Genomic DNA, 23,281 nt, shown 5'->3' on the forward strand with positions numbered 1-23,281 from the left:
CCTACCACCTACCCACCCGCCTTATCTTTGCCCGCAATGAGTACAATGGCCGCCGGACTGGTCCTGATTCCGACGTACAACGAGCGGGAAAATGTTGAGCTGATTATTCGGGCGGTGCTAAGCCTGCCCAAGGATTTTCACATTCTAATTATCGACGACGGCTCGCCCGACGGCACCGGCAACATCGTGCGCGGGCTCCTAGGTGAGTTCGCGGGCCGCTTATTTCTGGAAGAGCGTGCCGGCAAGCAGGGCCTGGGCACGGCCTATATCTTCGGCTTCCGCTGGGCGCTGGCGCGGGGTTATGCCTATGTGTTTGAGATGGATGCTGACTTCTCGCACAACCCGCAAGACCTCTTGCGCCTGCACGAGGCCTGCGCCGTGCAGGGCTACGACCTAGCCATCGGCTCGCGCTACAGCGATGGCGTGAACGTGGTAAACTGGCCTATGAGCCGGGTGCTCATGTCGTACTTCGCTTCCAAGTACGTGCGCGCCATCACGGGCATGCCCATCCACGATGCTACGGCGGGCTTTAAGTGCTACGCGGCCCCTGTGCTGCGCGCTATCGACTTGAGCAAGATTCACTTCGTGGGCTACGCCTTCCAGATAGAGATGAAGTGGCTGGCTTACTGCCTGAAGTTCCGGGTCAAGGAAGTACCGATTATCTTCACCGACCGTACGCGGGGGCAGTCTAAAATGTCGTCGGGCATTTTCAAAGAGGCCCTATTTGGCGTCATTCAAATGAAGCTCAGCAGCTGGGTGCATCCGCCGCGCCGGCTCCCAACTAGTTAGACCTAGGGCGGCGAAAATGACAAAATTCCTACCTTGTCATTCTTAAGCCATACTTTTCCGTAGAGGTTACTTATTGCCGTATGGAAAATACCCCGCTGTTCTGGATTCTTTTTAATCTGTTCGTAATCGGGCTCTTGCTGCTCGATTTGTTGGTGTTCAACCGCCGGGCCCACGCCATCCAGCTCAAGGAGGCACTGGGCTGGAGCGCCTTTTGGGTTGCGTTATCGCTGTGCTTCAATTACTTCGTGTACCATACTATGGGGCACGAGGCGGGTGTGCAGTGGCTTACGGGCTACCTCGTCGAGAAGGCCCTGAGCGTGGATAACCTGTTTGTCTTCCTCCTCATTTTCACCTACTTCAAAGTGCCCGCTGAGTATCAGCACCGCATCTTGTTTTGGGGCGTGCTGGGGGCGCTGGTGTTGCGAGGCATCTTTATTTTGGCGGGGGCGGCTTTGTTGGCCAAGTTCCACTTTTTGCTCTACGTCCTAGGTGCCTTTCTGGTGTACACGGGCGTGCGGATGGGGCTGAGCAGCAACAGTGAACCCGAAATCGACCCCGAAAACAACCCCATTGTGCGCTTCTTGGGGCGGCATCTTCCTATCAGCCGGCAGCTCGATGGCGGCAAGTTTTTCACGCGGCGCGAGGGCGTGCGCTTTGCTACGCCACTGCTGGTAGTGTTAGTATTAATAGAAACTACCGACGTGGTTTTTGCCGCCGATTCTATCCCGGCCATTCTGGCCATCTCGCGCGATACGTTTGTAGTCTATACTTCCAATGTGTTTGCCCTGCTGGGACTGCGGGCCTTGTATTTCGCCCTGGCCAGCCTCATGCAATTGTTTCACTACCTGCACTATGGCCTGGCGCTCATTCTGATTTTTATTGGCGCTAAGCTGCTGCTCGAGGATATCTACCCCTTTCCGATGCCCGTGGCGCTCGGCGCGGTGGGCGTGCTGTTGCTAGGCTCCATCGCGGCCTCGCTGCTGTGGCCGAAGAAGCAGGCTGAGTAGCACCTAGGGCGACGCGGCCCAACATATTCTGCCCTTTGCAGCTTTCCCATTCCGACGTTTCACTTCCTCTTTCTGCTCCCTTGTCTTCTCTGGCCGACCACGTAGCCCACGGCTTCGCCCAAACACCTAAGTCTTTATCTTCTAAATACTTTTACGATGCGGCGGGCAGCCGGCTGTTTCAGCAGATAATGGCCCTGCCCGAATATTACCCCACCCGCACTGAGCTTAGCATCTTTCAGGCGCAGGGCGCGGCCATCGTGCAGGCGCTGCAAGCGGGCACTAGCGCTGGCCAGCCCTTGGCTGTAGTAGAGCTAGGCGCCGGCGACGGCTTGAAAACCAAAATCCTGCTGCGCGAATTGCTCGCGCAATCAGCCGCTTTCACCTACGTGCCGGTCGATATTTCACCCTCGGCGCTAGAGGAATTAGTGGCCTCGCTGCGTGAGGAGTTACCTGCCCTACCCACCGAGCCGCTGGCGGCCGAGTACACGGCCGCCCTCACCACCCTAGCCCAGCGGCCGGGCGCCAAGGCGGTGCTGTTCCTAGGGTCTAACATCGGCAATTTTGAACCCGATGAGCAGCGTAATTTTCTGCAAGCGCTAGCGGCCCCGCTCACTGCCGCCGACCGCCTGCTGGTGGGCTTCGACCTACGCAAAGACCCGCGCCGCATTCGGGCGGCGTATGACGATGCGCAGGGCGTTACGGCCGAGTTCAACCTGAACCTGCTGCGCCGCTTCAACACCGAGCTAGGTGCTGATTTTCAGCTCGAAGCCTGGCAACACTATCCCGACTACGACCCCAGCACCGGCGCCATGCGCTCGTGGCTGGTGAGCCGCCGCGCCCAAACCGTGCGCGTGGCCGCCCTAGGTGGGCAAGCCTTCGACTTTGCGGCTTGGGAGGCCATTCATACCGAAAATTCCTTCAAGTTTACCCTCTCCCAGATTGCGGAGCTAGCCAAGGCAGCAGGTATGCGTGTGGTCGAGGTTTTCCAGGACGAAGCCGGCGACTTTGCCGACGTGGTGCTGGCGCGAGCGTAAATTTGCGCTATAGCTTCAGAAATAATACAAACGTGTCATGCTGACGAAGGCAGCATCTCGCGTGGCGCAGTAATTTCTATACCTAGAGGTTAGTTGGCCACGCGAGGTGCTCCCTTCGTCAGCATGACACGTTTAGTTATAATACCTTATAAAATCGATTCGTTTTGAAAAAGCACATTCGTCCTACCCTACTGCTTGCCTATCCCGTCGTTCTCAGCCAGCTCGGCCACGTGCTGGTGGGCGTGTGCGACTCGGTGATGGTGGGCCAGTTGGGCAAGCTGCCGCTCGACGCCGTGGGCATGGGCGTGAGCACCACTACCATGCTGCTGGTACTGGGCCTGGGCATCAGCATGGGGTCGGTGCCGCGGGTGGCAGCGGCCAATGGGCGCGGCGACGAAGAGTTCTTGGGCCGCTTGCTGGTGGGCACCGTGTGGCTGAACACCCTAGTGGGCGTGGCCCTGCTGGGCCTGAGCCAGCTGCTGCCGTTGCTGCTACCGCACCTAGGGCAGGCGCCCGAAGTGGTGGCGCTGGCCACGCCCTGGGTGCGTGTGGTGGGCTTGTCGCTGCTGCCGATGATGGTGTTTCAGGGCTTTCGTGAGTGGGCCGAGGGCCTAGGGCTCACCAAGCAGGCCATGCAACTATCTATTGCGGGCAATGTGGTGAATGCGTTGCTGTGCTACGCGCTCATTTTCGGGCACTTCGGCGCCCCAGCTATGGGGCTGATGGGTGCGGCCTGGGCCACGCTGCTCTCGCGCATTGGCATGGCGGTGCTCATGGCACAGTTTGTACTGCGTAGCGAGCAGCTACGCAGCCGGCGTCCCGCCGACGCCACCCAGTGGCTGCGGCCGGGCCTGGACGAGCTGCGCGGGCAACTGGCCCTCGGGCTGCCCATTGGCATGCAAATGATGCTCGAAGTAGGCGCTTTCAGCGTGTCGTATCTGATGATAGGTTGGATTGGGGTGACGCCCCAAGCGGCCCACCAGATTGCTATCAACGTGGCCTCGGTGACGTACATGGCGGCAACGGGCATTGCGGCGGCGGCCACCATCCGGGTGGGCAACCTGCGCGGCAGCGGCGACCTGCCCGAAGCGCGCCAAGCGGGCTTTGCGGCCTACTGGCTGGCTTTTGGCTTTATGGTGGCCATGGGGCTGCTACTACTGGCCATGCGGCACGTCATTCCACCGCTCTACAACCACGACCCCCTGGTGTTGGCACAAGCGGCCACACTGCTGACTATCGCGGCCGCTTTCCAGGTGTCGGATGGCTTGCAGGTGGTGGGCTTAGGTGCGTTGCGCGGGCTCGAAGATGTGAAAGTGCCCTCGGTGGTAGCGCTGTTGGCTTACTGGGCCATTGCGCTGCCGCTGGGCTACTACTTAGGCTTCGGGCTGCACCTAGGGGCCGTGGGCGTGTGGCTGGGTTTGCTCACTGGTCTTTCGGTGGTGGCTGTGGTGCTGCTGCTACGCTTCCGGCGCGAGAGCCAGCCCGGCGCGCTGCCCCCAACTGGCCCCACTGATGCTGGCCTGCTGATGGACGCCGAAGCTACCCTCGTGCTAGGCCAGCCAGCCGGCTAGGGCCACAAGCGGCTTGGGCTGGCAGCCATATTACGCTTCACCTAGCCGACACTTTTTAGAGCGCGCCAGCGTTGGCAGCAAGACGGTTTTTGCCATTTCTTCTGCTCATGCTCTATCAGGTTTTTGCCGGCGCGCTTTTGCTGCTGGCTGGTTTTTCAACGGTTGCTTCGGCCCAAACTATTCCGGGTGGCAGCTTGCATTGGTCGGCCAGCCGGCCGCTGGTGCTAGCCGATTTTAAAGGCCGCCCCAAGCCAGCCGAGCCCCATGCGGCCCTTACCTCGGCTACCATAGTGGCGCAGGTAGCATGCCGCAGCAATCAGTTTAGCGGCCACGTGCAGGCGGCCTTCGACCCCACCCTGTCGTGGGTGCGCGACCCGGCCACCATCACGCCTAAGCTGCTGCGCCACGAGCAGTTGCACTTCGACATCACGGAGGTGTATGCCCGCCGCCTGCGCCAGAAGCTGGCCGGCGTTAGCATTCCCTGCGCCGACCTAGGGCCCACGTTTCAGCGCCTCAGCAAAGACGTCTATGCCGACTGGGCCAAGGCCGAGGACCAGTACGACCGCGACACCAACCACGGCCTCAAGCCCGAGCAGCAGGCCCTGTGGGAAGCTCAGGTGCAGAAGCAGCTGCTAGAGTTGGCCGCCTTCGCCGACAAAGACGCGTAAGTGCTCTAGGCTATTTTTGCTAGGTTCACCTACCTAGGGCCGCAGTGCCCTGCCCACTCATGCTTACTTGGGAAGAATTTGAAAAAGTAGATTTGCGCGCCGGTACCATTCTGGAAGCGCGCGAGTTTCCGCAAGCGCGGCGGCCAGCCTACCAGCTGGTGCTAGATTTTGGCCCCGAAATCGGCATTAAAAAATCGAGCGCGCAACTTACGCACCACTACACGCCGGCCACGCTGGTGGGCCGGCAGGTGCTGGCCGTAGTCAATTTCCCGCCCAAGCAGATTGGTCCGTTTCGCTCCGAAGTGCTAGTAGTAGGTGCCCCCGATGCCGAGGGCCACACCGTGCTGGCCGCATTGGCAGCGACCGTGCCCAATGGTAGCCGCTTGCATTAATGAACAATTAACAGCCTGCAAACAAGGCTGAAGTTGTTCATTGCCTCCTAGGGGTGCTGGGGCGAAGGCGTGGTGCTACCATTGAGCTTATTGGCGCGGTGCTCCAAGGAGTCAATGACGATTTTATAAATTTCGTCCATGTCCTTGTTGTTTATGGCATAGAACCGGTAGCTGCGCGGCAGTACCGAGTCTTTCTCCGAAATATTGTTTTTGCGCAAAATCTCGCGCTTTTGCTGCTGAAACAATGCCCGCGCTGAGTCAGGCGTCAGGCGGCTCGACTCGACCCGAGCTTCGAGTAAATGCAGCTGCACCAGCAGGCTAGCCATTTCCTGTTTCGAAAGCAGCTGCGGCGGTGGCTTCACTTCTTCCGGCCTATCGCAGCCAGTAAGCAGGGCCAGCAGCAGGCCAAGGAAAACTTGCCCAGTTCGGGCCGCGAGGAAACGAGCGTATTTCACTCCCAAAAATAACGACGCATCCGTAGCTTCGCCAGTATCATGCCCACCCCCGACGCCTCTTCCACCTCTTTTCCGGCCAGCCTTGCGGGGCTGGTGCGCCGCCTGCGCCACCTCGAAATCAGGATGCGTCACGCTGTGGAAAGCCAGCTGCAAGGCAATTTCAGGTCGGTATTTCGGGGCACGGGACTCGAATTTGACGACGTGCGCCTCTACCAATACGGCGATGAGGTGCGGGCCATCGACTGGGCCGTGAGCAGCAAAGGCCACGGCACGTTTGTAAAAACCTATAAGGAAGAGCGCGAGCAGCAGGTACTAGTGGCCCTCGACGTGAGCGCCTCGCAGCGCGTGGGCCACGCCGCCAGCGGCCAGCGTAAGCTCGACGTGGGCCGCGACCTAGCCGGGCTGCTGGCCCTCTCGGCTGCCCGCCAAGACTCGGCCCTGGGTATGCTCGCTTTCTCCGACCAAAAAGAGCTGTACCTGCCGCCCGCCAAGGGCTTGCGCGCGGCCTACGTGCTCATTCAACGGCTTTTTGCACTGACACCGGCATCACAGCACACAGGACTGAGCGCGGGCATTAAGTTGGCCCTGAGCTTACTGCGCCGGCGCAGCCTAGTGGTTTTGATATCTGACTTCATAGATGAGCACTACGAGCGCGAGCTCACCATGCTGGCCCGCCAGCACGACCTGCTAGTGGTGCAGCTACAGGCCCCGCAGGAAACTGAGTTTCCGGCCCTAGGTATCGTGCCGCTGCGCGATGCCGAAACCGGTACGTTGCGCTGGGTCGATACGTCGGCGCCGAGCTTCCGGGCCAGCTATGCCACCCAGACGGCAGCCCGCCAGCAGGCCTTGCAGACGCTGTGCCGCCGCCAAAAAGTAGGCTTTCTGGCTTTGCGCACCGACCAAGATTTTGTGCCGCAGCTGGTGGGACTGTTTCAGCGGCGGGGGCACTAGATGAGTTATGCGCTTTTTAGGTATGAAGGATGAGTTGGCGAACAGCTTTGCGGGATTAATCGGGGTGAGAAACGCTGCCAAACGCTGTGCTGCATGGCTACTGGCTGGTATGCTACTGAGCAGTGCAGCCTATGCGCAAGGACCTAAGGCAAGCTTTTCGCGTGCAGAAGTAGCCGTAGGCCAGCCGCTCGACTATGAACTGCGCTACGAGCACGCGGCTAGTGAAGAAGTAATATTTCCCGATTCACTGGCCCGCTTTGCGCCATTTGAGTACGTGGGGCGCACCTGGCTGCCCACCCGCACACGCAACGGCCGCAGCCTTGACCGCACTGTGTACCACCTGCGCACGTTTTCGCTGGCGCCAGTGCAAGCGCTGCAGCTACCGGTGCTAGTGCTGCGCGGTGCCACCGATACCCTGCGCCTGCTGCCGCCCACCGCCCAGGTACAGCTGCGGCGCACAGCGCCAGCCCTAAGTAGCACAGCAGGCGGTCCACCGCCGCTACGCCAAGACCTAGGGCAACTGCCGCTGGAGCCAGCCTTTAACTATCCTTTTTGGGTGGCGGGGCTGGCGGGGCTGCTGCTGCTGGCAGCTGGCGTGGCCGCCCTTTTTGGCCGACGTTGGCGGCGGCGCTACCAGCTCTATAAGCGCCGCAAAAACCACGTGTATTTCCTGGCGCAGTTTGCGCGCCATGCCGAGCGCTTCACGCTCTCGCGCTCGGCACCGGTGGCCGAGCGGGTAGTGGTGCTCTGGAAAAACTACCTATCCAGCCTGGAAGACACTAACCTTAGCTCGCTCACGACCAAGGAGCTAGTCGAGCATTTCGATAACAATGACGACGTGCGCCGCGCCCTGCGCGCCACCGACCGCGTAGTATACGGCAACCTCCTGAGCGAAGACGCGCAAGAAATAGACGCCGCCTTTCAGCGCCTGCGCAACTTTGCCGAGCAGCAATACGAACTAGTGTCGGCAGGCTAGCCGCTAGATTTATCGGCCAGCAGCATGCACTCTGCGCCTTATTATTTGCTAATTACTCAATAGTTATATGCCTCATTTAGTAGTACTCACCGGGGCTGGCGTATCGGCCGAAAGTGGTATTCGTACCTTCCGCGACACCAATGGGCTCTGGGAAGAGCACCGCATCGAGGACGTGGCCACACCCGAAGCCTTTGCCCGCAATCCGGCGCTGGTGCTCGATTTCTACAACAAGCGCCGGGCACAGGCCCGCGAGGTAGAGCCCAACGCTGCCCATCTGGCCCTGGCCGGCTTCGAGGAAGTGCCGGGCTGGACGGTCAGCATCATCACTCAAAACGTGGACGACCTGCATGAGCGCGCTGGCTCGACCCAGGTGCTGCACCTACACGGCATGCTAAACGAGATGCGCTCGGTGGCCGATGAGGCCACCGTGTATTACTGCGACGGTGATATCAACGTCGGCGACCTCGCCCCAGACGGCAGCCAGCTGCGCCCGCATATCGTGTGGTTTGGCGAGATGGTGCCGGCCATTGAGGAAGCCGCCGAAATAGCCAGCACGGCCGACGCACTGCTAGTGGTGGGCACTTCGCTACAAGTATATCCAGCCGCTGGGCTGCTGCACTATGCCCCCGCCGGCTGCCCGGTGTACGTCATCGACCCGCACCAGCCTGAGGTGACGGGCCGTGGCGTGCGTTACGTGGTGGAGACCGCCAGTGTAGGCGTGCCGCAAGTATTGCGCGAACTAGCGGCCGAGCAGTAGCGCGATAACCTTAGCGAAACCTTTTTGCGTAAGTACTGCCCTATTCCGGTAGCTTATGCTCAAATCTTTCCTCGCCTCACTAGCCGCCCTAGGGCTGGCAACTACCTCTCTTTCTGCCCAGACTTCCCCGCCAGCCCACACCGTATTTCTGCTCGGCAATACCGCTCAGGGCGAGCTGCCCACTGCTCGGCTGCAAGCGCTGCATCAAACGCTAGCCCGCCAAACCACGCCCTTTACGGTAGTGCACCTAGGCGATATTGTGGCCAATGAAGGGCTGGCGGCCAAGAAAGACACCGCTCTTTCGCAGGCCGAGCGCAGCCGAGCCGATGCCCTCATTGCGCTGGTAAAAGACTTACCGCTGGGCAAAATCTACTTCCTGCCCGGCGATAAAGACTGGGCCAACTCGGGCCGCGATGGCCTGAAGGCGGTGCGCCGCTTAGAGAAATACATCGAAAAGCAGCTGCCGGGCCAAAACGCCTTTTTGCCCACCAATGGCTGCCCCGGCCCCGAAGTAGTTGACGTGGCCCCACTGGTGCGGCTGGTGGCCTTGAATACGCCCTGGTTTACGCATCCCTACGACCGCCCGGAGGCACCTGACACCGACTGCAAAACGCTGACTCAGGAGGAGTTTCGGGAGCAGCTGCAAGACCTCATTGACGATACCAAGGGCAAAAACCTGCTGTTAGTGGGCCACCACCCCGTGGTGACCAACGGCGTGTACGGCGGCCACGAGCCGCTGAGCCGCCACCTCAGCCCGCCGGTCTTAGGTACCATTTATGCCGCCTACCGCCAAAACGTGGGCACGCCCCGCGACCTCGCTAGCCCCGGCTACCAAGCTCTGCGCAAAGAGCTGCTAAACACGCTACAAAGCAACCCCGGCGTGGTGTACGCCGCCTCGCACGACTTCTCATTGCAGCTCACGCCCTTGCAGGGTAATTACCACCTAGTGGCCGGCAGCTTTGCCAGCAGCCAGCACGTGGGAGTCAGCAATACAGCGCTTTATAACAAGAAAGAAGAGGGCTACGCCACGCTAGAATACTTTGCCGATGGCACGGTAAAAAACCACTTCTACGCCTTCGAGGGCGAGAGCCAGCCGGCTACGGAAGCTTACGTGGGCACGCTGTTTCGCTCGCCCTGCGCCACCGACACGGCTTCGGGCATCCCGACCAATTCTTTTATCGTGGACTGCCCCGGCGTGGCTCAAACGCCCGCCGAGCGCCGGCCCAACGTGCCTATGCCGGCCGCGACGGTGGTAGCGCCCGGGCCCGAGTATAAGGCTGGTGGTAGCAAGCGCTTCTTCATCGGGCCGCTCTACCGCACCTCGTGGCTTCAGCCTGTGAAGGTCAAAACGTTAGACCTAGGTACCGAAAAAGGCGGCTTACGGCCCTTTGGCCGGGGCGGTGGGCGCCAAACTACTTCGCTCAAGCTCATCGCGGCCGACAGCTCGGAGTATGTGTTTCGGTCGGTAGATAAGGACGTGACGAACATCTTGCCGCCCGAGCTGCGCAATTCGTTTGTAGCGCCTATTCTGAAGGATATTACGGCCACGGCCAATCCCTATTCGGCGCTGCCCATCAGCGCTATGCTCGACCACACGGACATTTTGCACGCCCGACCGCGCCTGTTTCGGCTGCCCGACAACGACCAGCTGGGCCCCTACCGCCAGGACTACGCTGGCCTGCTCGGCACGCTCGAAGACCGACCTAAGGACCCCAAGCCCAACCTGCCGGGCTTCGGCAATGCTGATGAAGTGACGCGCTCGTACAGCTTCTTTCGCAAGCTCTACAAAAACCACGACAACCGGGTAGATGCGCCCAACCTGGCCCGCGCCCGCGTTTTTGACATGCTGGTGGCCGACTTTGGCAAGCACGAAGACAACTGGAAGTGGGCCGGCTACGACCAAGGCAAGGGCAAAGGCACTATCTATAAGCCCATTCCGCGCGACCGCGACCAGTCGTTTACACTCTGGAACGGGCTACTAACATACATTGCCAACCGCGAGTGGGCCGTGCCGAGCATCGAAGACTTTCAGGCTGAGTTTCATGACATGAAAAGCCTGAACTGGCCGGCCCGCCACCTCGACCGGTTTTTGCTGCAAAGCCTAACCCGCCAAGATTGGCAGCAGGCCGCCACGTACTTGCAGCAGCAACTCACGCCCGCCGTTATCGACGAAGCCACCGCCACGCTACCCACCGAGATTCAGGGCCTGTCGGGCCAGGACATCAACCGCAAACTCAAGGCCCGTATTCAGGCCTTGCCGCGCGCCGTGGACCGCTACTACCGACTGCTGGCCCGGCGCGTAGATGTAGTAGGCTCTAACGAGGATGAAATTTTCAAAGTAGAGCGCTTGGCCGGTGGTCGGGTGCGTGTGCAAGAGTTTGGGCGCCGGGGCGACACCCAGGAGCCTAGCGGCCCAGCCCTATTCGACCGCACGTTTGAGCCCCAGGAAACCAAGGAAATCTGCCTTTATGGCCTCGATGGGCAGGATATCTTTCAAGTAACGGGGCAGGGCGGGCGGCGCAGCATTATGGTGCGCGTGATTGGGGGCGCGGGCAAGGACCACATCGCCGACGACAGCCGCGCCAGTGGCCTGCGCCGCCTCACCAAAGTATACGACACGCCCGGCACCGACCTGAGCCGCGGCCCCGAGACTGACGACCACCGCAGCACCAGCCGCACCGTCAACCTCTACGACCGAGAGGCTTTCGAATTTAATAGTTACGCCCCGCGCCTAGGTCTGTTTTACAACCGCAACGACGGCGTAGGCTTGTCATTGGGCTTAGGCTTTGTGCGGCAAGGCTTCCGCAAGCCTGACTATAGCCACCGCTACGATTTTGCGCTGCAAACCTCCACAGGCGGCCAGTTTCAGCTGTCGGCCAGCACGAGCCACCGCCACGCCATTGGCAAGGTTGATATTGGCGGGGCCGTAAACTACGGCAGCTATTTCCCTTTCTACAATTTCTTTGGCATTGGCAATAACACCGTCCTGAACCAGGATTTATACGACGCCAAGTTTTACCGCGCCCGCTACAAAGGCATCACGGTGAATGCGTTTGCTGAGCGCACGTTTTGGCAACGTAGCCTTTTCCGCGTTGGGCCAGCGTATGAGTACTACACGTCAAGCTACGACGACAACAGCCAGCTCGGCCAAGACCTGCGCCAGCAGCTGCCCAGCCAGGACAATACCCGCCCCAACGCCGACTTTCAGCGCTTAGTCGGTTTGAACGCGCTACTCGACATTGACTTGCGCAACCGCCGGGTATTTGCCCAACGAGGCGTGCGCTTGGTAGTGCGCCACGACTCGTACCGCCAGCTGACGGGCTACCAGGAGTTTTATGGCCTCACCCAGGGGTCTGCGGAGTACCTAGGTACCGCCCGGCTGGGCATTCCGATTACGCTGGCGCTACGCGGGGGCGGCGCCAAAAACTACGGTAACTCCGACCACATTCCTTTCTACAAGCTCACCAGTCTGGGCCTGGCCGAAAACCTACGCGGCTACTACCGCAACCGCTTCAGCGGCGACGCCAGCCTTTACTACAACACCGAGCTGCGCTTTGCCCTAGGCCAAAGCAAAAACCACTTCCTGCCCTTCTACTACGGTCTGTTTGGCTTCTACGACCAGGGCCGCGTGTACTACCAGGGCGCCTCGCCGGGTGGCTGGCACCGTGGCTATGGTGGCGGCTTTTACCTAGCGCCAGTGGTCGAGACGCTGGCCTTCTCCGTGTCGTACCAGCTATCAGAAGAAAATAGCCTGATTCAGTTCGGCCTAGGCTTCCGCATTGACAAATAGAGGCTCAGATTCAAACGGATTTTTAGGATTCCGCACTCAGCCTATCGGCCGCAGGCTGAGTGCTTACGAAGCCAACTTTTAGGAGGGCGCGCTGTACTATAGGCAACATAAGCAGCACAAATGGCCTGCGCGCCCCAACTTTGCAGCTTAATCGTCATTCCTTCGCATAGCCCGCTTGCGCAGCAAGTCTATCTGCGAAATCCTAAAAATCCGTTTGAATCTGCGGTCTATGGAGTATCAGCTTACCAAATTAGCCGCCATCGATATCGGCTCCAACGCCGTGCGCTGCCAGATTTCGGCGGTGCTTTTTTTTAATGGCCGCTACCGGCTCAAGCGCGTCGAGTATGTGCGCTACCCTCTGCGCCTCGGCGAAGACGTGTTTGCTACCGGCGCTATTCCGGCGCGCAAGGCCGACAAATTTGTCAAGTTTCTGCACTCGCTCAAGCTCTTGATGGAGGTGCACGAGGTGTCGCACCATCTCATTTGTGCTACCTCTGCCATGCGCACTGCCGCTAATGGGGCCGAAGTAGCCGAGCGCGTACGCCAGGAGCTAGGCCTTGATATCCGGGTCATCGACGGCCAAGCCGAGGCCGAATACATCAACCGCGTAATCGAACACCTGCTCGAAGACAACCGCCACTACCTGCACATCGACGTGGGCGGCGGCAGCACCGAGTTCAACATCTACCACGACCGCCGCAAGGTGGCCGCGCAGTCGTTCGAAATTGGCTCCATCCGCCGCATGCAGCAGGAGGAAAGCGGCCGCACCGTGGAGCAAATGAACGGCCTCTGGCAGCGTATGGAAGCCTGGGTGCGCGAAAACGCCCGGCGCTACCACGTCACGCGGGCCATTGGAACAGGCGGCAACATCAACAAGATTTACAGCATGTCGCCGGCCGCGCCCAACAAGCCCGTGACCAAGCGCAGCGTGCAAGCCATTCTGGAGCGCCTAGGTAAGCTGACCATGAACGAGCGCGTGAACGTGGCCATGCTCAACCCTGACCGCGCCGACGTAATAGTGCCCGCCGGCCACATCTACCTTTCAGCTATGGACTGGGCCGGCGTCAGCAGCATGATAGTACCCGACATTGGCCTGAAGGATGGAATGCTGCAAGCTCTATTCGAGCAGTACTTCGACGAAATCAGTCCCACCGTGCACCCTAGCATTCTGCCGGTACCCGATGTGGAAAACGGTCCCCTCGTATAAGTTCTAGGTACTAAAAAAGGGCGCTGACTTAGGTAAGTCAGCGCCCTTTTTTAGTACCTAGGTAGCGGTTGCTAGGCTGTTTCGTCTACTACCGTCGCGGCGATGTCGTCTTCGTTTTCGACCTCGGTTTCTAGTAGCGCGTCGCCTTGGCCAAAGGTGTCGGCACCGTCTTCAACCAAGGCAGGGGCTACGGCCGCGGCAGCTTCGGCACTAGCGGTAGCAGCGGCCAGGCGCTGGCGGCGGGCAGCTTGCTCGTGCAACAGGGCCAGCAGGCCATCGGGCGTAGCTTGGGCCAGGCGCTCCTCGTCGGGGCGGCGGTAAAAATCGCGGTGGATATTCACGGCAGCCTCGCCAGCAGCGGGCTGCTGGCGCACGTAGGCCCCGTCTTCGCGCATGAGGTAACTATTCTGGTTATCCAGCAGGTTGAGCTGCAGAATGGCAATGGCCTCGCGCCGCAGCTGCGGGTTGGCAATCAGGAACAGCGCCTCAATGCGCCGGTCGAACGAGCGCACCATGGCATCGGCCGAGCCAGCGTACAGGCGCGCCTCGCCATTATGGTGGAAGTAAAACAAACGGGCGTGCTCTAGGTACTCGCCCACGATGCTGCGCACCTCGATGTTTTCGCTCAGCCCCAGCCGGCCTGGCCGCAAGCAGCAGATGCCCCGCACGATAAAGCGAATGGGCACGCCCGCCTTGCTGGCTTTGTAAAACTCGTCAATCAGCTCGCGGTCTTCCAGCGAGTTCATCTTCATTACAATGCCGCTGGGCAAGCCTTTTTTGGCATTCTTGGCCTCCTCCCGTATCAGGTGAATGAGCTGCTGGCGCATATCCTTGGGCGCCGTAATGAGATACTCGTAGTCGTCGGGCTGCGAGTGGCCCGTGATTACATTGAAGAACTCCGACACGTCGTGGCCATACGTGTCGTTGGTCGTCAGCATGCTGAGGTCGGTGTAGAGGCGCGAGGTTTGCTCGTTGTAGTTGCCCGAGCCGATGTGCACGTAGCGCGTCACCTTCTCCCCTTCTTTACGGATAATCATCAGCATCTTGGTGTGGGTCTTATACTTACCCACACCGTATATAACGAAGCAACCAGCTTTCTCTAGCCGCGCACCTTCCCGAATGTTGCGCTCCTCATCGAAGCGCGCCTTCACCTCAAACAGCACCGACACGTGCTTACCGTTCTCCGCGGCTTTGAGTAGCGCAGCCGTCACACGCGAGTCCTCGGCCAAGCGGTAGATGGTCTGCTTGATACCTAGGACCTGCGGGTCTTCGGCAGCGCGCTCTAACAGCCGCACCACCGGCTCGATGCTGTTGTAGGGATGGTGCAGCAGCACGTCGTGGTGCTTGAGGTACTCAAACATGTTGTCCTCCGCACCATCGGGCAGGCTTAGCGGCGCTACTGGCGAAGGCAGCTTAGCGCCTTTGCCCCGGAAGGACGGGTAACGCAGAATCTGATTAAGACCTTTTAAGTCGAGCAGGCCCGGAATCACGAAGATGTTGCCGTTGTCAATATTCCAGCGCTCGCGCAGGATATTCATCAGGTACGACGAGGCGTCAGGCTCCACTTCCACGCGCACCACGCGGCCACGCTTACGGGTTTTGAGACCTAGCTGAATCTCCTTGATGAAGTCGGTATCAATGTCTTCCGATTCTTCTAAGGTAAAGTCACCATTACGCGTAATGCGCAGCAAGTCAGCCGATACTATTTCGACGTTGCGGAATAGCTTAGGTAGATTCACCCGCACGATTTCCTCAATCGGCACGAATACCGCCCGGTCCTTGCGGGTGATTTCGAAGAAGCGCGTCAGGTTTTGCGGAATCTGCACGAAGGTGAGGCGCTCTTGGCCCTTCTCCACGTCGGGCATCGAGGCGGGGGCCATGCTGCCTACTTCGGCCGTGCTAAGGCCCCGGGTCACTACCCCGAAGGTCAGCACCTGGTTCATGATGAGCGGGAAGCCGTGGTAAGAGTCGTATACCATCGGCGTGAGCAGCGGAAACACGGTGTTTTTGAAGTAGCCTTCCACCTTTTTCAGCTCCACTTCGGTCAACTCTTCCATCTTGCGGATGCTGAAGCCTTGCTTCTCAAACTGCGGCTTCAGCTCGTTCAAGTACGTCAGCGACTGGTCGTTGACGAAACGGTGCGCAAAGTCGAGCAGCTTGCGCCGAAACGGCAGTTCGCGCAGCCCCGAATAGTCGACGCGCTCCTTACCATAGTCGAGGTAGTTATAAAGCGAGCCCACCCGAATCATGAAAAACTCGTCTAGGTTCGAGCTGGTGATGCTCATGAACCGCAGCTTGTCAAACAGCGAGCGGCCCGGGTCCTTGGCCTGGTCGAGCACCCGGTAATTAAAGCGCAGCCAGCTGAGGTCGCGGCTGATATACTTGCTTTTGCGGATAAGGTCGGCAGACTTGAATAGCTTCATCGCAGATTTTAACGGATTGGACGGATTTGGCTTGCGCCCTCCTTCGGTTCACAGATACGCCCGCCTACGGCGGGCTGACTGGGGGCAGATAGACAAAATAACGACCTAGGGCGTGTCGGTAGCCTGCGGATAGAAAAAGAATAATACGCAGCAGCTTAAAACAACGCGCTTTTCTGTTACCCATATACGCTAACTAGCACGCTAAGAATACAAGAACCCCGACCTTATTGAAGGCCGGGGTTCTGTTGCATCTTCTGCCTTTTGCGTGGCTAGGTCTTGGGCGACCTACTAGCGGCGGCCCATGCCGGGCATCCCGCCGCCTTTCATACCGCCCATCATCTTGGCCATTTGGGCCATGCCGCCTTTGGTTTGGCTCATTTTGTTCATGGTGCGCATCATCTTGCGCATGTCCTCAAACTGCTTCATCAGCGCGTTTACCTGCTGAATATCAGTACCTGAACCGGCCGCGAGACGGCGGCGGCGCGAACCGTTGATGAGGTCGGGCTGGGCCCGCTCCTGCTTGGTCATGCTCTTAATGATAGACTCTACAGGCTTGAAGGCGTCATCGTCGATTTCCACGTCCTTCATCATCTTCGAGGCGCCCGGAATCATGCCGACTAGGTCCTTCAGGTTACCCATCTTCTTGATTTGCTCCAGCTGACCTAGGAAGTCGTTGAAGTCAAACTGGTTTTTGCGAATCTTGGCGTTAATGCGCTTGGCTTCGTCTTCGTCGAACTGCTGCTGCGCGCGCTCTACCAGCGAGATTACGTCGCCCATGCCCAAGATGCGCTGGGCCATACGGTCGGGGTAGAAGAGGTCGAGCGCCTCCATTTTCTCGCCCGTCGAGATGAACTTGATGGGCTTCTCCACCACCGCCCGAATCGAGAGGGCCGCCCCACCGCGGCTGTCGCCGTCGAGTTTGGTGAGCACCACGCCATCGAAGTTGAGGCGGTCGTTGAAGGTTTTGGCAGTGTTCACGGCGTCCTGGCCGGTCATCGAGTCCACCACAAACAGCGTTTCGCTGGGGTTGATGGCCTTCTTAACGGCTTCGATTTCGCGCATCATCTGCTCATCCACGGCTAGGCGGCCGGCGGTGTCGATGATGACCACCTTTTTGTTATTCTGCTTGGCGTAGGCGATGGCCTTCTGCGAAATCTCAACCGGGTTCTTGTTTTCCGGCTCCGAGTACACTTCCACCCCAATTTGCTCACCTAGGACCTTCAGCTGGTCGATAGCGGCCGGGCGGTACACGTCGCAGGCCACCAGCAACACGTTGCGGTTCTGCTTTTTGATAAAGCTGGCGAGCTTGCCGGCGAAGGTGGTTTTACCTGAGCCTTGCAGGCCAGACAGCAGCACCACGGCTGGGTCGCCCTTGATGGTAATATCCTTTTTCTCGCCACCCATGAGCTGGGTTAGCTCATCGTACACGATTTTAACCATGAGCTGGCCCGGCGACACCGTCGTGAGCACGTCGCGGCCCATGGCCTCTTCTTTTATCTTGTCGGTTACTTCCTTAGCAACCTTGTAGTTAACGTCAGCATCGACTAGCGCCCGCCGTATTTCCTTGATGGTGGCGGCGACGTTGATTTCCGAGATGGAGCCTTGCCCTTTGAGGGTCTTAATGGCCTTGTCGAGCTTGGAGGAGAGATTATCAAACATAGTAGTGCAGCTAAAGGCGAATTTTCTGGCTTACCCGAATAGTTCGCAAGGTCTGGTAAGGGTGTAAACACCAAACGACCTATTTGAATTTCAAAGGTACAACTCGCGCGGCTGTGGCCTAGGCGTAGTTTTGCCGCCTGAATTTACTGAGGAGTTCCCATGTCTGCCCCACCCCTACGCCTGCTCGTGCTCACTTATTACTGGCCGCCCTCGGGCGGGGCCGGCGTGCAACGCTGCCTGAAGTGGGTGAAATACCTGCCCGAGCTAGGCGTAGAGCCCACGGTAATCACCGTAGACCCCGACCAAGCTAGCTACCCCGTGCGCGACGAAAGCCTGCTGCACGAGGTGCCGCCGAGCGTGCGCGTCATTCGTACGCCCACCCTAGAGCCCTTTGAGTCGTACCAAAAGCTGACTGGCCGCGCCGTGCCGCACGGCGGCTTCGCCAACGAAGGCAAGCCCAGCTTCACACAACAGGCCATGCGCTTCGTGCGGGGTAACTTCTTCCTGCCTGACCCGCGCCGGGGTTGGAACCGGTACGCACTAGCGGCCGTGGACAAGCTGCTAGCCGCGGGCGAGAAGTTTGACGCCGTGCTCACGTCGTCGCCGCCCCACTCCACCCAACTTATTGGCTTAGAGATTCAAAAGAAGTACGGCCTGCGCTGGCTCGCCGACCTACGCGACCCCTGGACCGACATCTACTATACCAAGGACTTGCACCGCACGCCGCCCGCCACGTGGCTTGATGCGCGCTACGAGCGCCAGGTGCTCACCCGCGCCGATGCCGTGCTGGTGACTAGCCCCGAAACCGAGCGCCTGTTTCGCCGCAAATTGCCCGACCTAGGGAAAGGCAAAATCGTAGTGCTGCCCAATGGCTACGACGAGCCTGATTTTCAGCAGCCTTCAGCACCGCCCACTGACTGCTTGCGCATCACGCACACGGGCACCATTTCGGCGCGCTACCGGATTGATAATTTGCTCAAGGCCATTGCCGAGTGCCAGCAGCGCTACCCACAGGTACCGTGGCGACTGCGCTTCGTGGGGCAGGTCGATGCCGGCGTGCGCGAGCAGGTAGCCGCGGCCGGCCTAGGTGAGGCGACGGAGTTTCTGCCCTTTGTACCGCACCAGCAATCGGTGGCTTATCTCATGACCAGCAGCGTGCTGCTCATGGCCATCCCCGACGTGGCCCTGAACCGAGGTATTCTGCCAGGCAAGGTTTTTGAATATCTAGCCGCTTGCAAGCCCGTGCTATGCGTAGGCCCCGCCGGCTCCGACGCCGACAATGTGCTGCGTGAAGCGGGTGCCGGCCAGGCTCTTCCCTACGACGACTATAACCTGATGCTGAGCACCCTAGGCGACCTCGCCCAGCAATGGCAGCAAAGCCACGACCTCGACTTACGCACAACCAAGCCCACGCGCTACTCACGCCGCGGCCAGGCGGCGCAGTTAGCGGAATTGGTGCGGGCGCATACGGCAGCCTCTTAGGGCCCGTGCTTGCACCTGCTCGGTTACCTGAGCCGTTGGCCACTGCTGACTAGTGCCAGTCGCGAGTGAGCCTCGCACCCTACGTATTTTTGTGGTTTCCTATTAGATTTTTCAATGGCCCTCGACCTCAACGGCAAGTCGCTGCTCATCACGGGCGGCACCGGCTCCTTCGGCAAGCAGTTTGTTCGCACTGTTTTCAAGCAATATCCGCAGGTGCGGCGGGTTATCGTGTTCTCGCGCGATGAGCTGAAACAGTATGAGATGAGCCAGGAGTTTCCGCACAGCAAGTACCCGGCCATCCGCTTCTTCATCGGCGATGTACGCGATGCCCAGCGCCTGCAACGCGCTTGTGAGGGTGTCGACATCATTGTACACGCCGCAGCCCTCAAGCAAGTGCCCGCTGCCGAGTACAACCCGATGGAGTGCATCAAAACCAATATTTTCGGTGCCGAAAATGTGATTAATGCCGCCTTAGACTGCGGCGTGAAAGACGTAGTGGCCCTGAGCACCGACAAAGCTGCTGCGCCCATCAACCTCTACGGCGCTACCAAGCTGTGTTCAGACAAGCTTTTTGTAGCGGCTAATAACATGAAGGGCTCGCGCGACCTACGTCTTTCGGTAGTGCGCTACGGCAACGTAATTGGCTCGCGGGGCTCAGTAGTACCGTTCTTCTTGCAGCAGCGCAACACGGGCGTGCTCCCTATCACGCATCCCGACATGACGCGCTTCAACATCTCTCTTGAAGAAGGCGTGGACCTCGTACTATATGCGCTAGAGCATGCCTGGGGAGGCGAGATTTTCGTGCCCAAAATTCCCTCTTACAAAATTACGGAAGTGGCCCGCGCCATCGGCCCCGACTGCGAGCAGAAGATTGTGGGCATCCGCCCCGGCGAGAAGCTACACGAAGAGATGATAACCCAGACCGACGCGCTGAGCACCGTGGAGCTACCGCGTTACTACGTCATTTTGCCCGCCACGCCGCCGTGGGATGTCGAGAAGTTTATCTCGCACTTCGACGGCAAGCGCGTGCCGGAGAACTTCCACTACGATTCGGCCAACAATGAGGAGTGGCTGTCGGCTGAACAGATTCGAGAGGAAATAAAGCTGCACGTTGATGCCGCTTTTGAAGCGTAAGCAATTGTAGTACAAGCCGGAGCTAGTACGGGCGTGGGGAAAGCCTTCCTGCCTCTGTGCTGGCTCCGGCTTGTACTAGCCTAGCGATAGCCAGCGGTTGGGTTTTAGGTGTACTTTTACCGCGTCGGCCGGGGCCGATGTTGTATTTCCCACCCTCACCGTTTTCCCATGAAAGTTACCGTAGTTGGGGCTGGCAATGTGGGCGCTACTTGCGCCGATGTGCTTGCTACCCGTGAAATTGCCAACGAAGTAGTGCTGGTAGATATCAAGGAAGGCATTGCCGAAGGCAAAGCCCTAGATATCTGGCAGAAAGCTCCCATCATCGGCTACGACTCGCGCACCGTGGGCGTAACGAACGACTACAGCCGCACGGCTGGCTCGGAAGTAGTAGTGATTACCTCGGGCCTACCCCGCAAGCCCGGCATGAGCCGCGACGACCTTATCGCGACCAATGCTGGCATCGTGAAATCGGTAACCGAGCAAGTGGTAGCCCACTCGCCCAACGCCATCATCATCGTGGTGAGCAATCCGCTCGACGTGATGACCTACCAGGCGCACCTCACCGCCAAGCTGCCCCGCGAAAAGGTGTTCGGCATGGCCGGCATCCTGGATACGGCTCGCTACCGCGCTTTCCTAGCCGAAGCTCTGAACGTGAGCCCCAAAGATATTCAGGCAGTACTCATGGGTGGCCACGGTGATACCATGGTGCCCCTCCCCCGCTACACCACTGTAGGCGGCATCCCCGTCACCGAACTCATTGGCAAAGCGGAGCTAGACGCCATCGTGCAGCGCACCGCCGTAGGTGGTGGCGAGTTGGTGAAGCTCATGGGCACTTCGGCTTGGTATGCGCCTGGCGCGGCTGCCGCCCAAATGGTGGAGGCCATCGTGCGTGACCAGCGCCGCGTGTTCCCGGTGTGCCTGGAGCTACAAGGCGAGTACGGCATCAACGGCGTATACCTAGGTGCCCCAGTTATCCTGGGCAAAAACGGCGTAGAGCGCGTGATTGAGCTACAGCTCAACGACGAGGAAAAAGCGCTGCTCGAAACCTCGCGCGGCCATGTGAAAGAAGTAATGGATGCGCTGGACAAGATGGGCCAGCAAGCCTAGGTGTCTAGCTTGAAGTAGTTTTTGAGCCGCTCCACTGTTAGTGGAGCGGCTTTTTATTTGAGATAACTAACAGCTAGTACCTTGCATGCTCAATTTATTGCATGCACGTAATCCTTGTTGACACCAACCAAGAAGTAACAGACGCTTGGTCAACCGTATTTGCCGACGTGGCGCAGGTTACCGTTCGCCACGGTTCCATTTTTGACCTCCCGGCCGACGCCTTGGTCAGCCCAGCCAACAGCTTTGGCTACATGAATGGTGGCCTCGACTTCGCTATTTCTAAGCACCTAGGGTGGCATTTAGAAAAGGACTTACAGCGCCTCATTCGCGAGAAGCATTACGGAGAATTGCTAGTCGGCCAAGCTGAAATTCTGCCCACAGGCGGCACTCTCTTCCCGTACCTAATTGCCGCGCCCACTATGCGCACGCCTATGACCATTACGCGTGGGCCGAATGTGTATCAGGCTATGAAAGCTATTTTGATATTACTGCGCCACGGCAAATTAGCTACTGGTGAAGTGGTTAGCAAGCGAGTAAAGAGCATCGCCATCCCGGGCCTAGGCACGGGCATTGGGCAAGTCCGGCCGCTAGTGTGCGCCCGCCAAATGCGGTTGGCCTGGGAAGACGTGATGCACGAGCAATATGCCACCGAAAAAGGATGGGAACAGATGTGCGCGAACTATGCCTACTTCTACACCCACAACCAGTCAGACATTAAGTACAACATTCCGTAGCCTAGGCCGCTCTTCGGTTTCTAGCGCCAAGGCTACCTTTGAAGCCTGCCCATGCCTGCTTCTACTCCCGCCACCCTTCTCATTCAAACGGCCTTTATTGGCGACGTTATCCTGGCCACGGCGTTGGTCGAGCACTTGCATCGCACGGCTCCGGATACCCCGATTGACGTGCTGGTACGGCGGGGCAATGAAGGACTACTAGCCGGCTACCCGCACGTGCGGCAGGTATTGGTGTGGGACAAAAAGCACCAGAAATACCCAAACCTGCTGCGGTTGCTCCAGCAGATTCGCCGCGCTCGGTATGCGCGCGTGGTCACGATGCAGCGCTTCGCCAGCACGGGATTTCTCACGGCGTTTTCGGGTGCGCCCGAGCGCGTGGGGTTTGCCGAGAATCCGTTCAGCCGCCTTTTCACGCGGGGCGTGCCGCACGTCATTGGCGACGGCACACACGAGGTGCAGCGCAACCTAGGGCTGCTGACGGATGCCTCGCCGAGCGCTACCACCCCTAAACTAAGGCCAGCGCTCTACCCCACGCCGGCCGACGAAGCTGCCGCCGCTCCCTATGCGGCTGTGGGTGACTACCTATGCTTGGCGCCTACGTCGGTGTGGTTTACCAAGCAGTACCCGCAGGAGAAATGGCTAGAATTGCTGGCAGCCCTACCGGCTCATTTGCCGGTGTACCTACTTGGCGGGCCGCCCGATGTGGCCGCCTGCGAGCAGTTGGCCCAGGCAGCTGAGCGTCCGGGTTTGGTTAACCTAGCGGGAAAGTTGTCGCTACTGGCATCGGCGGCTCTGATGCGCGGCGCGGTGCTCAACTACGTCAACGACTCAGCGCCCATGCACCTAGGCTCGGCGGTCGACGCACCAGTGTGCGCCATTTTTTGCTCTACGGTGCCCGCTTTTGGGTTTGGGCCGCTTAGCTCGTTTGCACGCGTGGTCGAGCACCTAGGGCCGCTGGCCTGCCGGCCGTGCGGGCTGCACGGGCACGCCCGCTGCCCCCTAGGGCACTTCCGTTGCGCTCGCGAAATTGAAACCGAGCAGTTGCTGCTTGTGCTGGCCGAGGCGCGCGAGTGGCGCCAGCGGCAGCTGGCCGGATAGACTTGGCCCTAGGTAGTTTGATTAGGCCGGGCTGCGGCGGCCGGTTA

General features: G+C 59.4%; 19 protein-coding genes. 16 read left to right on the forward strand and 3 right to left on the reverse strand.

What is annotated here, in order from left to right; all coding sequences use genetic code 11:
• The first annotated feature begins 45 nt into the window (after positions 1-45).
• The 6 genes from FNT36_RS15745 (at position 46) to FNT36_RS15770 (ending at position 5,461) form a co-directional block, all read left to right on the forward strand.
• On the forward strand, positions 46-789 hold the full coding sequence (locus FNT36_RS15745; RefSeq protein WP_144850765.1) for a polyprenol monophosphomannose synthase: 744 nt from the start codon (positions 46-48) through the stop codon (positions 787-789).
• An 80-nt stretch (positions 790-869) separates the two neighbouring features.
• On the forward strand, positions 870-1,796 hold the full coding sequence (locus tag FNT36_RS15750; RefSeq protein ID WP_144849651.1) for a TerC family protein: 927 nt from the start codon (positions 870-872) through the stop codon (positions 1,794-1,796).
• Positions 1,797-1,876: 80 nt separating this feature from the next.
• Positions 1,877-2,830, forward strand: coding sequence for an L-histidine N(alpha)-methyltransferase (gene egtD, locus FNT36_RS15755; protein ID WP_233635966.1), 954 nt, complete (start codon positions 1,877-1,879; stop codon positions 2,828-2,830).
• Positions 2,831-2,994: 164 nt separating this feature from the next.
• Positions 2,995-4,401, forward strand: a complete 1,407-nt coding sequence (locus tag FNT36_RS15760) for an MATE family efflux transporter (protein WP_144849656.1) — start codon at positions 2,995-2,997, stop codon at positions 4,399-4,401.
• Positions 4,402-4,508: 107 nt separating this feature from the next.
• Positions 4,509-5,069 carry a DUF922 domain-containing protein gene (locus FNT36_RS15765; protein WP_144849658.1) on the forward strand — a complete coding sequence of 187 codons (561 nt, stop codon included), beginning with the start codon at positions 4,509-4,511 and terminating at the stop codon, positions 5,067-5,069.
• Between the two features lie 59 nt (positions 5,070-5,128).
• Positions 5,129-5,461 (forward strand): tRNA-binding protein, encoded by a 333-nt coding sequence (locus FNT36_RS15770; RefSeq protein WP_144849660.1) that lies wholly within the window; start codon positions 5,129-5,131, stop codon positions 5,459-5,461.
• Positions 5,462-5,508: 47 nt separating this feature from the next.
• On the opposite strand, the gene FNT36_RS15775 is transcribed toward FNT36_RS15770, so the two are convergent.
• Positions 5,509-5,916: a DUF4296 domain-containing protein gene (locus FNT36_RS15775; RefSeq protein ID WP_144849662.1), complete on the reverse strand. Its 408-nt coding sequence runs from the start codon at positions 5,914-5,916 to the stop codon at positions 5,509-5,511.
• 39 nt (positions 5,917-5,955) lie between these two features.
• On the opposite strand from FNT36_RS15775, the gene FNT36_RS15780 reads away from it, so the two are divergent.
• From FNT36_RS15780 to FNT36_RS15800, 5 genes are all read left to right on the forward strand, one after another.
• A complete protein-coding gene (locus FNT36_RS15780) occupies positions 5,956-6,867 on the forward strand; it encodes a DUF58 domain-containing protein (RefSeq protein ID WP_144849664.1) in 912 nt (303 codons plus the stop codon).
• Between the two features lie 109 nt (positions 6,868-6,976).
• Positions 6,977-7,843, forward strand: coding sequence for a hypothetical protein (locus FNT36_RS15785; protein ID WP_144849666.1), 867 nt, complete (start codon positions 6,977-6,979; stop codon positions 7,841-7,843).
• Positions 7,844-7,910: 67 nt separating this feature from the next.
• Positions 7,911-8,600: an SIR2 family NAD-dependent protein deacylase gene (locus FNT36_RS15790; RefSeq protein ID WP_144849668.1), complete on the forward strand. Its 690-nt coding sequence runs from the start codon at positions 7,911-7,913 to the stop codon at positions 8,598-8,600.
• 55 nt (positions 8,601-8,655) lie between these two features.
• Positions 8,656-12,390, forward strand: a complete 3,735-nt coding sequence (locus tag FNT36_RS15795) for a hypothetical protein (protein WP_144849670.1) — start codon at positions 8,656-8,658, stop codon at positions 12,388-12,390.
• 229 nt (positions 12,391-12,619) lie between these two features.
• Entirely contained in the window at positions 12,620-13,597 is a 978-nt protein-coding gene (locus FNT36_RS15800) for a Ppx/GppA phosphatase family protein (RefSeq protein ID WP_144849672.1), read from the forward strand.
• Positions 13,598-13,668: 71 nt separating this feature from the next.
• Here FNT36_RS15800 and ppk1 read toward each other — a convergent pair whose 3' ends face one another.
• Together ppk1 and ffh are read right to left on the reverse strand one after the other, a co-directional pair.
• Positions 13,669-16,020 (reverse strand): polyphosphate kinase 1, encoded by a 2,352-nt coding sequence (ppk1, locus tag FNT36_RS15805; RefSeq protein ID WP_233635967.1) that lies wholly within the window; start codon positions 16,018-16,020, stop codon positions 13,669-13,671.
• Between the two features lie 288 nt (positions 16,021-16,308).
• The gene (gene ffh / locus FNT36_RS15810) at positions 16,309-17,679 is read right to left on the reverse strand and encodes a signal recognition particle protein (RefSeq protein WP_144849674.1); all 1,371 of its coding nucleotides are present in this window, start codon (positions 17,677-17,679) and stop codon (positions 16,309-16,311) included.
• Positions 17,680-17,838: 159 nt separating this feature from the next.
• Here ffh and FNT36_RS15815 point away from each other — a divergent pair, with 159 nt between their 5' ends.
• From FNT36_RS15815 to FNT36_RS15835, 5 genes are all read left to right on the forward strand, one after another.
• Positions 17,839-19,161, forward strand: a complete 1,323-nt coding sequence (locus FNT36_RS15815; protein WP_233635968.1) for a glycosyltransferase family 4 protein — start codon at positions 17,839-17,841, stop codon at positions 19,159-19,161.
• A gap of 114 nt (positions 19,162-19,275) precedes the next feature.
• The gene (gene pseB, locus FNT36_RS15820; RefSeq protein WP_144849677.1) at positions 19,276-20,295 is read left to right on the forward strand and encodes a UDP-N-acetylglucosamine 4,6-dehydratase (inverting); all 1,020 of its coding nucleotides are present in this window, start codon (positions 19,276-19,278) and stop codon (positions 20,293-20,295) included.
• Positions 20,296-20,463: 168 nt separating this feature from the next.
• Positions 20,464-21,402: a malate dehydrogenase gene (gene mdh, locus FNT36_RS15825; RefSeq protein WP_144849679.1), complete on the forward strand. Its 939-nt coding sequence runs from the start codon at positions 20,464-20,466 to the stop codon at positions 21,400-21,402.
• A gap of 101 nt (positions 21,403-21,503) precedes the next feature.
• Complete coding sequence (locus FNT36_RS15830; RefSeq protein ID WP_144849681.1) at positions 21,504-22,136, forward strand: macro domain-containing protein; 633 nt, start codon at positions 21,504-21,506, stop codon at positions 22,134-22,136.
• A gap of 51 nt (positions 22,137-22,187) precedes the next feature.
• Positions 22,188-23,234, forward strand: a complete 1,047-nt coding sequence (locus FNT36_RS15835; RefSeq protein WP_144849683.1) for a glycosyltransferase family 9 protein — start codon at positions 22,188-22,190, stop codon at positions 23,232-23,234.
• The last annotated feature ends 47 nt before the right edge of the window (positions 23,235-23,281 follow it).

Source organism: Hymenobacter setariae, from assembly GCF_007713685.1.
Lineage (GTDB): Bacteria > Bacteroidota > Bacteroidia > Cytophagales > Hymenobacteraceae > Hymenobacter > Hymenobacter setariae.

Coding starts and splice junctions, on each gene's coding strand:
- FNT36_RS15745 (WP_144850765.1), top strand. CDS start 46: ATGGCCGCCGGACTGGTCCTGATTCCGACGTACAACGAGCGGGAAAAT.
- FNT36_RS15750 (WP_144849651.1), top strand. CDS start 870: ATGGAAAATACCCCGCTGTTCTGGATTCTTTTTAATCTGTTCGTAATC.
- FNT36_RS15765 (WP_144849658.1), top strand. CDS start 4,509: ATGCTCTATCAGGTTTTTGCCGGCGCGCTTTTGCTGCTGGCTGGTTTT.
- FNT36_RS15770 (WP_144849660.1), top strand. CDS start 5,129: ATGCTTACTTGGGAAGAATTTGAAAAAGTAGATTTGCGCGCCGGTACC.
- FNT36_RS15780 (WP_144849664.1), top strand. CDS start 5,956: ATGCCCACCCCCGACGCCTCTTCCACCTCTTTTCCGGCCAGCCTTGCG.
- FNT36_RS15785 (WP_144849666.1), top strand. CDS start 6,977: ATGCTACTGAGCAGTGCAGCCTATGCGCAAGGACCTAAGGCAAGCTTT.
- FNT36_RS15790 (WP_144849668.1), top strand. CDS start 7,911: ATGCCTCATTTAGTAGTACTCACCGGGGCTGGCGTATCGGCCGAAAGT.
- FNT36_RS15795 (WP_144849670.1), top strand. CDS start 8,656: ATGCTCAAATCTTTCCTCGCCTCACTAGCCGCCCTAGGGCTGGCAACT.
- FNT36_RS15800 (WP_144849672.1), top strand. CDS start 12,620: ATGGAGTATCAGCTTACCAAATTAGCCGCCATCGATATCGGCTCCAAC.
- ppk1 (WP_233635967.1), bottom strand. CDS start 16,020: ATGAAGCTATTCAAGTCTGCCGACCTTATCCGCAAAAGCAAGTATATC.
- ffh (WP_144849674.1), bottom strand. CDS start 17,679: ATGTTTGATAATCTCTCCTCCAAGCTCGACAAGGCCATTAAGACCCTC.
- FNT36_RS15815 (WP_233635968.1), top strand. CDS start 17,839: ATGTCTGCCCCACCCCTACGCCTGCTCGTGCTCACTTATTACTGGCCG.
- pseB (WP_144849677.1), top strand. CDS start 19,276: ATGGCCCTCGACCTCAACGGCAAGTCGCTGCTCATCACGGGCGGCACC.
- mdh (WP_144849679.1), top strand. CDS start 20,464: ATGAAAGTTACCGTAGTTGGGGCTGGCAATGTGGGCGCTACTTGCGCC.
- FNT36_RS15830 (WP_144849681.1), top strand. CDS start 21,504: ATGCACGTAATCCTTGTTGACACCAACCAAGAAGTAACAGACGCTTGG.
- FNT36_RS15835 (WP_144849683.1), top strand. CDS start 22,188: ATGCCTGCTTCTACTCCCGCCACCCTTCTCATTCAAACGGCCTTTATT.